This is a genomic window from Streptomyces hainanensis, from assembly GCF_004348415.1.
Classification (GTDB): Bacteria; Actinomycetota; Actinomycetes; order Streptomycetales; family Streptomycetaceae; genus Streptomyces; species Streptomyces hainanensis.
The window spans coordinates 1-9,026 of sequence record NZ_SMKI01000325.1 but is presented as its reverse complement, the minus strand read 5'-3'; the positions used below and the strand labels follow the sequence as shown (position 1 = coordinate 9,026).

The 9,026-nt window shown below is 71.9% G+C and carries 9 protein-coding genes; all 9 read left to right on the top strand.

Annotated elements, in window-relative coordinates; all coding sequences use genetic code 11:
- Positions 1 to 31: 31 nt before the first annotated feature.
- The 9 genes from ftsW to E1283_RS25430 all read left to right on the top strand — a co-directional run bounded on the left by ftsW (position 32) and on the right by E1283_RS25430 (position 8,965).
- Entirely contained in the window at positions 32 to 1,390 is a 1,359-nt protein-coding gene (gene ftsW, locus E1283_RS25475) for a putative lipid II flippase FtsW (protein ID WP_132820489.1), read from the top strand.
- Between the two features lie 5 nt (positions 1,391 to 1,395).
- Positions 1,396 to 2,487 (top strand): undecaprenyldiphospho-muramoylpentapeptide beta-N-acetylglucosaminyltransferase, encoded by a 1,092-nt coding sequence (gene murG, locus E1283_RS25470; protein ID WP_132820487.1) that lies wholly within the window; start codon positions 1,396 to 1,398, stop codon positions 2,485 to 2,487.
- Positions 2,488 to 2,521: 34 nt separating this feature from the next.
- A complete protein-coding gene (locus E1283_RS25465; protein WP_132820486.1) occupies positions 2,522 to 3,331 on the top strand; it encodes a cell division protein FtsQ/DivIB in 810 nt (269 codons plus the stop codon).
- A gap of 292 nt (positions 3,332 to 3,623) precedes the next feature.
- Positions 3,624 to 4,874: a cell division protein FtsZ gene (gene ftsZ / locus E1283_RS25455; protein ID WP_132820485.1), complete on the top strand. Its 1,251-nt coding sequence runs from the start codon at positions 3,624 to 3,626 to the stop codon at positions 4,872 to 4,874.
- A gap of 57 nt (positions 4,875 to 4,931) precedes the next feature.
- Positions 4,932 to 5,672 (top strand): peptidoglycan editing factor PgeF, encoded by a 741-nt coding sequence (gene pgeF / locus E1283_RS25450; RefSeq protein WP_132820484.1) that lies wholly within the window; start codon positions 4,932 to 4,934, stop codon positions 5,670 to 5,672.
- Positions 5,669 to 6,451, top strand: coding sequence for a YggS family pyridoxal phosphate-dependent enzyme (locus E1283_RS25445; RefSeq protein WP_132820483.1), 783 nt, complete (start codon positions 5,669 to 5,671; stop codon positions 6,449 to 6,451). The genes pgeF and E1283_RS25445 overlap by 4 nt, the downstream gene beginning before the upstream one ends.
- A 121-nt stretch (positions 6,452 to 6,572) precedes the next feature.
- On the top strand, positions 6,573 to 7,196 hold the full coding sequence (gene sepF / locus E1283_RS25440; protein WP_132820482.1) for a cell division protein SepF: 624 nt from the start codon (positions 6,573 to 6,575) through the stop codon (positions 7,194 to 7,196).
- A 73-nt stretch (positions 7,197 to 7,269) separates the two neighbouring features.
- Positions 7,270 to 7,554: a YggT family protein gene (locus tag E1283_RS25435; protein ID WP_132820481.1), complete on the top strand. Its 285-nt coding sequence runs from the start codon at positions 7,270 to 7,272 to the stop codon at positions 7,552 to 7,554.
- Between the two features lie 49 nt (positions 7,555 to 7,603).
- A complete protein-coding gene (locus E1283_RS25430; RefSeq protein ID WP_132820480.1) occupies positions 7,604 to 8,965 on the top strand; it encodes a DivIVA domain-containing protein in 1,362 nt (453 codons plus the stop codon).
- Positions 8,966 to 9,026: the final 61 nt, after the last annotated feature.

Genomic DNA, 9,026 nt, shown 5'->3' with positions numbered 1-9,026 from the left:
CCTCGCGCCGCTCGGCGCGAGGACCCCGGCCCTGGCCGGCGTCGCGCCGCGCACCGGCCGGCCCGGCAGCGGCACCGCGCCGCCGCGCCGCCGCCCGGCACGGCCGGCCGCCGCCGCGCCCGCGCCGCGCCCGCGCCGCACGCGGACGCCGCGCGCCGGACGGCCGCCCCGCCGGGTCACCCCCCTCGACCGGCTGCGGCGGGCCTGGGACCGCCCGTTGACGGCCTACTACGTCCTGCTCGGCACCAGTCTCCTGCTCGCCCTCCTCGGCCTGGTGATGGTGTTCTCCGCCTCTCAGATCCAGGCGCTCCGCTGGGACCTGCCGGCCACCTTCTACTTCCGCAAACAACTGCTCGCCGCCGTGCTCGGCGGCGCGCTGCTGCTGGTCGCCTCCCGCATCTCCGTCAAGCTGCTGCGCGCCCTCACCTACCCGTTCCTCGCCGGCACCGTGGCGCTGCTGATCCTCGTCCAGGTGCCCGGCATCGGCGTCTCGGCGAACGGCAACACCAACTGGATCGCCCTCGGTGGTTCCTTCCAGCTCCAGCCGAGCGAGATCGCCAAGCTCGGCCTCGTGCTGTGGGGCGCCGACCTGCTCGCCAGGAAGGGCGACCTGCGGCTCCTCACCCAGTGGCGGCACCTGCTGATCCCGCTGCTGCCCGGCGCCCTGCTGGTCTGCGGCCTGGTGATGGTCGGCGGCGACATGGGCACCGTGGTGATCCTGGTCGCCGTCGTCTTCGCGTTGCTCTGGCTGTCCGGCGCGCCGCTGCGGCTCTTCACCGGTGCGGTCGGCGTCGCCGCCGTCCTCGGCGTGGTCTTCATCGCCACCAGCCCGCACCGGATGGACCGGATCTCCTGCCTGGGCGCCGGGGACGCCGAGCGCTGTCAGCAGGCCGTGCACGGCATCTACGCCCTCGCCTCGGGCGGCTGGTTCGGCTCGGGACTCGGGGCCAGCGTGGAGAAATGGGGCGAACTCCCGGAGCCCCACACCGACTTCATCTTCGCGATCACCGGCGAGGAACTCGGGCTGGCGGGGACGCTGTCGGTACTCGGCCTCTTCGCGGCTCTAGGCTATGCGGGTATCCGCGTGGCCGGACGCACGGAGGACGCCTTCGTGAGGTATGCCGCGGGAGGGGTGACGGCCTGGCTGATGGTCCAGACCGTCATCAACATCGGCGCGGTGCTGGGCCTGCTGCCCATCGCCGGCGTGCCGCTTCCGCTGTTCTCCTACGGAGGGTCCGCCCTGCTGCCCACCATGTTCGCCATCGGGCTGCTGATCGCGTTCGCGCGCGGCGAGCCCGCGGCCCGGGCCGCCCTGGCCGCGCGGGGATCCGGGCACAGATGGAAGACGATGAGACGGCGCCGCGACCGAGCGCCGTCAGGAGAGCGGTGAATTCGGTGCATGTTGTCGTCGCCGGCGGAGGCACAGCCGGCCACATCGAGCCGGCGCTCGCCCTCGCCGACGCCCTGCGCAGGCGCGATCCCACGGTGGGCATCACGGCCCTCGGCACGGAGCGCGGCCTGGAGACCCGGCTGGTGCCGGAGCGGGGCTACGAACTCGGCCTGATCCCGGCCGTTCCGCTGCCGCGCAAACCCACCCCCGAGCTCTTCACCGTGCCCGGTCGGCTGCGCGGCACGGTGAAGGCGGCCGAGGAGATCCTGGAGCGCACCAAGGCCGACTGCCTGGTCGGCTTCGGCGGCTACGTGGCCATGCCCGGCTATCTCGCGGCCAAGCGGCTCCGGGTCCCGATCGTGGTGCACGAGGCCAACGCCCGCCCCGGCCTGGCCAACCGGATCGGCGCGCGCTACACCCGCTTCGTTGCCGTCTCCACCCCGGAGAGCAAGCTGCGGCACGCGCGGTACGTCGGCATCCCGCTGCGCCGCTCGATCGCCACCCTCGACCGGGCCGGCGCCCGGCACGAGGCCCGCGCCTTCTTCGGCCTCGACGCCAACCTGCCCACCCTGCTGGTGTCCGGCGGCTCGCAGGGCGCACGCCGGCTCAACGAGGTGGTGGCGGCCGCGGTGCCGGTGCTCCAACGCTCCGGCGTGCAGGTGTTGCACGCGGTCGGCCCGAAGAACGAACTGCCCCAGGTCGACACGATGCCGGGAATGCCCCCCTACATCCCGCTATCGTATGTGGACCGCATGGACCTCGCGTACGCGGCGGCCGACATGATGCTCTGCCGCGCGGGCGCGATGACCGTCGCCGAACTGTCGGCGGTCGGGCTGCCCGCCGCCTACGTGCCGCTGCCGATCGGCAACGGCGAACAGCGGCTCAACGCCCAGCCGCTGGTCAGGGCCGGCGGTGGCCTGCTGATCGACGACGCCGAGCTCACGCCGGAGTGGGTCAGGGGCAACGTCCTGCCGGTGCTGACCGACCCGGGCCGGCTGCTCGCGATGTCGCGGGCCGCCGCCGAGTTCGGCCGCAGGGACGCGGACGACCTGCTGGTCGGGATGGTGTACGAGGCGATCGCGGCGCGCCGGGCCTAGCCGGGCCGGCGTGGGATTGGGGAGATGAGGGAGCGTGGCCGGAGCGACGACCGCCAAGCGCGACGCGGACCGACGGCGGTCGGAGGCCGGCCCGCCCTCGCCCCGCCGCCCGCGCCGTCTCCGTTGGTTGCCGGGTCGCCGGCTGCCCGTCGTGCTCGCCGTGCTGGCGGTCGCGCTCGGCGGCTTCGGCGGCTGGGCGCTCTACGGCTCCGACTGGTTGCGGATCGAGCGCGTCTCGGTGCGCTGGCGGGACGAGGGGCCACGGAACCTCACGGAGGATCAGGTGCTCGCGGCGGCCGGCGTTCCCCTCGGTTCGCCGATGATCTCGCTGGACAAGGACGCCATCCGCGACCGGCTGCTCGACCAGCTGCCCAGGCTGGAGTCGGTCGAGGTGGTCCGCGCCTGGCCGCACGGCGTCGGCCTGCGGCTGACCGAGCGGGAGGCCGAGATGCTGATCCCGAACGGGAACGGCTACACCGAGGTGGACGACGGCGGGCTGGCGTTCGCCGAGACCGCCGAGCCGATCGACGGGGTGCCGCTGCTCAGGCTCGAGGTCGAGGACGGCCCTGGTCTCCGCCGGTTCGGCGAGGAGGGCATCCGCCGCGAGGCGGTGACGGTGACGCTCTCGCTCCCCGACGACGTGCGGGACGACCTGGAGCTCGTCCGGGTCTCCTCCTATGACGGCGTCACGCTCGAGTTGACGGGGGACCGCACCGTGACGTGGGGCAGTGCCGAGGAGCCGGAAGCCAAGGCGCGAGCCCTGGCGGCGGTGATGGAAACGGCCGGTGACGCCCGGTACTTCGACGTCAGCGCGCCCACCGTGCCGGCGGTTTCCGGTGGTTGACGCGGCGTCGGCCCGAGGGCGTCGGCGCAGGCCAACCCCCTGGTTGGCGATGCGCGAGCGTGATCACATAGGGTGAAAAGAAAAACAGGAGGTTCGGCGTGTTCGTTGAACGCGTACCACTTGTCGACTTAGTGTCCGTTCCTAGGATTCCCGGGAACGACAAGCACAGGTAACCCTAAACTGAAGCGTTAGGGTTCAGGGGCGGTCTTCCCCTCCGTCCCACAGGCATCAGTCGGCGCACTGCGGCTCACGCGGAGCGGCGACACGTAAATCGAGGCGAGAGGCCTTCGACGTGGCAGCACCGCAGAACTACCTCGCAGTCATCAAGGTCGTCGGTATCGGCGGCGGCGGTGTCAACGCCATCAACCGGATGATCGAGGTCGGTCTCAAGGGCGTCGAGTTCATCGCGATCAACACCGATGCGCAGGCGCTGCTGATGAGCGACGCCGACGTCAAGCTCGACGTCGGCCGAGAGCTCACCCGCGGTCTGGGTGCGGGCGCCAACCCCGAGGTGGGTCGCAAGGCTGCCGAGGACCACCGCGAGGAGATCGAGGAGGTCCTCAAGGGGGCCGACATGGTCTTCGTCACCGCGGGCGAGGGTGGCGGCACCGGCACCGGCGGCGCTCCGGTCGTGGCGAACATCGCGCGCACGCTCGGCGCGTTGACCATCGGCGTCGTCACCCGCCCGTTCACCTTCGAGGGGCGCCGGCGGGCCAACCAGGCGGAGGACGGCATCGCCAGCCTCCGCGACGAGGTCGACACCCTGATCGTCATCCCCAACGACCGGCTGCTGTCCATCTCGGACCGTCAGGTCAGCGTCCTCGACGCCTTCAAGTCCGCGGACCAGGTGCTCCTCTCCGGCGTCCAGGGCATCACCGACCTGATCACCACCCCGGGCCTCATCAACCTCGACTTCGCCGACGTCAAGTCCGTGATGTCGGAGGCCGGTTCCGCCCTCATGGGCATCGGCTCGGCCCGCGGCGACGACCGCGCGGTGGCCGCCGCCGAGATGGCCATCTCCTCGCCGCTCCTCGAGGCGTCCATCGACGGCGCCCGGGGCGTGCTGCTCTCCATCTCCGGCGGCTCGGACCTCGGGCTCTTCGAGATCAACGAGGCCGCCCAGCTGGTCAGCGAGGCCGCCCACCCGGAGGCCAACATCATCTTCGGCGCCGTCATCGACGACGCCCTCGGCGACGAGGTGCGGGTCACTGTGATCGCCGCCGGCTTCGACGGCGGCCAGCCGCCGGCCCGCAGCCGGGACCGGATGCTCGGTTCGTACGGCGCCAAGGACGACTCCTCGTCCTCGGCCCAGGACCGTTCGTCCGAGCCCGAGCCCGAGCGTCCCTCGTTCGGCGGCCTCGGCACCCTGCCCTCCCGCGACCCCGGCCCGCTCGGCGACCGGGACACCTCGCCGGTGGGCGGCGCCGAGCCCGCGGCCGAGCCGGTCCGTGAGCCGCTGAAGGGCTCGCCGCAGGTCCCCTCGGCCCGGCCGTACGATGGGGGTCAGGTCGAGGAGCTCGACGTTCCCGACTTCCTGAAGTAACCGAACGTGTCGACGGTGTTCCGCCCGAACCCCGTATGAGCCTGACGTGATGGACCCGTGATAGACCGACAGACGACGGACAGCGGCGCCCACTTCGCCTTCACCGACCGGTGGGGCGGGGTGAGCGCCGCTCCGTATGACACGCTCAATCTCGGCGGCGCGGTCGGCGACGACCCGGCCGCCGTGCTCGCCAACCGGGAACTGGTGGCCAAGGAACTCGGCCTCGACCCGGGCGGGGCCCGCTGGATGCGGCAGGTGCACGGATGCGTCGTGGCCCTGGCCGACGAACCCTGGCCCGGCGGGGAGCCGCCCGAGGCGGACGGCGTGGTCACCGCGCGCCGGGGCCTCGCGCTCGCGGTGCTCACCGCCGACTGCACCCCGGTGTTGCTGGCCGACCCGGTGGCCGGGATCACCGGCGCCGCGCACGCCGGCCGCCCGGGACTGCTGGCCGGAGTCGTCCCCGCGACCGTCGAGGAGATGTGCCGACTCGGGGCCCGGGCCGAGCGGATCGTCGCCAGGACAGGACCCACCGTCTGCGGCCTCTGCTACGAGGTGCCGGTGGAGATGCGCGAGGCCGCCGAGCTCGCGGTGCCGGGCAGCGGCTCGCACACTCGGGAGGGCACCCCGTCCATCGACATCCCGGCCGGGGTCCGGCGCCAGCTCGCCGACGTCGGCGTCGTGGACATCGCCCTCTCGCCGGTCTGCACCCGGGAGTCGGCCGACCACTTCTCCTATCGGCGCGAGCGCGTCACCGGCCGGCAGGCCAGCTATGTCTGGATCGGCAGGGCCGAGCGATGAGGAAGAACGAGCGGGGGCCAGGCGATGCGACCGCCTCCCACGATGCGCCGAGCGTGCGCCCGGCGCGCGAGGCCGAGTTGGCCACCGGCCTCGCCCGGGTGGAGGAGCGCGTCGCCCGCGCCTGTGACGCGGCGGGGCGCTCGCGGAGCGAGGTGACTCTCATCGTGGTCACCAAGACCTATCCCGCCGAGGACGTGCGACTGCTCGCCGGGCTCGGGGTGCGGGACTTCGCGGAGAACAAGGACCAGGAGGCGGCGGCCAAGGCGGCGGCCCTCGCCGATCTTCCGTTGACCTGGCACTTCGTGGGTCAGTTGCAGACGAACAAGGCGCGTTCCGTGACGGCTTACGCGGATTATGTGCATTCGGTGGATCGCGTCCGGCTCGTCGACGCGCTGGCGCGCGCCGTCGCGCAACGGGAGCGCGCTCCGCTCAACTGTTTGATCCAGGTCGCCCTGGAGGAGGAATCCGGCCAGGGCGGCGGTCGCGGCGGCGTCGACCCGGCGGGGGTCGCGGAGTTGGCGGCCGCGCTCGCGGCCGCGCCGGGGCTTCGCCTGGCTGGGCTGATGGCGGTCGCGCCGCTCACCGGCGGGTACGCGGGGGCGCCGGGCGCCGCGTTCGAGCGGCTGATGGAAATCGCAGGGGACCTGCGCCTGGTCGATCCTGCTGCGAACATGGTCTCGGCGGGAATGAGCGCGGACCTGGAGGAGGCCATCATCGCCGGGGCGACACACGTGCGTGTAGGGAGCGCGGTACTCGGAGTCCGCCCCGCCCTCGGGTAACGTCGCCAAGCGAGGACCACAGCCGAAAATATGGTCATTCCCGAGGGATTCGGGCAGGTTACGTGGATCCACGGCCCCGGAGGTTCGGAGCCGATCCACCACAGAGCGGAGGACGCAGTCGATGGCTGGCGCGATGCGCAAGATGGCGGTCTACCTCGGCCTCGTGGAGGACGACGGCTACGACCGCCCGGGGTACGGCCCCGATGACGAGTTCGAACCCGAGCCCGAGCCGGATCGGGGGCGGCGTCAGGAGGCGCACGAACCGCCGCGCAGGGAGCGGGTGGAGGAGCCGGTGCGGGTGGTCCACCCGCCGGCCCAGCGCGAGACGGAGCCAACACCCGCTCCGATTCTGGCGGAAAGCAGACGACCCGGGAGGATCGCTCCCGTGTCTTCCATCACATCAGAACGACAGAACGTGGAGAAGAGCGCACCGGTGATCATGCCCAAGGTCGTGTCAGAGCGGGAGCCGTACCGGATCACCACGCTCCACCCCAGGACGTACAACGAGGCCCGTACCATCGGGGAACACTTCCGCGAGGGAACCCCGGTGATCATGAATCTGACGGAGATGGATGACACGGACGCAAAGCGACTTGTCGACTTTGCGGCTGGTCTCGTCTTCGGTCTCCATGGCAGCATCGAGCGGGTGACGCAGAAGGTGTTCCTGCTGTCGCCTGCTAACGTCGACGTAACGGCGGAGGACAAGGCCCGCATCGCGGAGGGCGGGTTCTTCAACCAGAGCTGACGAGAGCAGTACCGGAAGTGGGAGTTCCGGCCGATCGGCCGGGGCATGAGTACAGGGGAGAGGGCCAGGCAGGATGGGCATCGTTCAACAGGTGATCCTGATTGTCTTGTACTGCTTGCTCGGCCTGTTGCTCTTCCGCCTGGTGATGGACTACGTCTTCATGTTCGCGCGCGCATGGCAGCCCGGCAAGGCGATGGTGGTCGCCCTGGAGGCCACCTACACTGTCACCGATCCGCCGCTGAAGGCGCTACGGAAGGTCATCCCTCCCCTGAGGTTCGGGGGAGTGGCGCTTGATCTGTCCTTCTTCGTACTCATGATCATCGTCTACATCCTGATCAACGTCGTGGCCAGGCTGTGAACGAGTACGGTCTTGCCGATATGCCGACGAATCACGTTGAGGTGAAGAGATGCCGTTGACCCCCGAGGACGTGCGGAACAAGCAGTTCACGACCGTCCGTCTGCGAGAAGGCTATGACGAGGACGAGGTCGATGCCTTCCTCGACGAGGTCGAGGCAGAGCTGACCCGCCTGCTGAGGGAGAACGAGGACCTGCGCGCCAAACTGGCCGCGGCGACTCGGGCGGCCGCGCAGAACCAGCAGAACATGCGTAAACCCGAGCCCCAGGAGCGTCCTGGCGGGCCCATGCCGGCCATATCTGGACCGCAGGGCGGCCCGCAGACCCAGCAGATGGGTGGCCCGCCGCAGTTGCCGGCCGGCCCTGGCGGGCCCGGTGGTCCCGGTGGCCCCGGCCAGATGGGACAGGGCGGTCCGATGGGCCCCGGCGGTCCCGGACACATGGGACAGGGCGGTCCGATGGGTCCCGGTGGCCCCGGCCAGATGGGACAGGGTGGCCCGATGGGCCCCGGTGGTCCCGGACACATGGGACAGGGCGGTCCGATGGGTCCCGGTGGCCCCGGCCAGATGGGACAGGGTGGCCCGATGGGCCCCGGTGGTCCCGGACACATGGGACAGGGCGGTCCGATGGGCCCCGGCGGTCCCATGGGGCAGCAGCAGGGCATGGGCATGGGTGGCCCCGGCATGGGCAACCCCGGTCTCGGCGGCCCGCCGCAGATGCAGCAGCCCGGTGGCAACGAGAGTGCCGCCCGCGTGCTGTCGCTCGCGCAGCAGACGGCCGACCAGGCGATCGCCGAGGCGCGTTCCGAGGCCAACAAGATCGTCGGCGAGGCCCGCAGCCGCGCCGAGGGGCTGGAGCGGGACGCCCGCGCCAAGGCCGACGCGCTGGAGCGGGACGCCCAGGAGAAGCACCGCGTGGCGATGGGCTCCCTGGAGTCGGCGCGCGCCACCCTGGAGCGCAAGGTCGAGGACCTGCGTGGCTTCGAGCGCGAGTACCGCACCCGGCTCAAGTCGTACCTGGAGAGCCAGCTGCGCCAGTTGGAGAGCCAGTCCGACGACTCGCTCGCCCCGCCGCGCACGCCGTCCCCCTCCGCCGCGCCTTCGCTGCCGCCGTCGCCCTCCCCGTCGCTGGCCTCCGCCGGCGCGCCGTCGGGCGGGCCTGGCCCGATGGGCGGGCAGCAGTCGATGGGCCAGCCGATGGGGCAACCGATGGGGCAGCCGATGGGCGGCCTCGCGCCGCACCCCGGTCACCCGGGGCACGTCGGCCCCGGCGGCCAGGGTTCGTACGGCGGGCAGCAGCAGATGTCGCCGGCCATGACCCAGCCGATGGCGCCGGTTCGGCCGCAGGGCCCGCAGCCGATGCAGCAGGCGCCGTCTCCGATGCGGGGCTTCCTCATCGACGAGGACGACAACTGACGCGAGCCGTCGGCGCATAGGGCACAGCAGAGGGGCGGGGCCCGGATCCCAGGATCCGGGC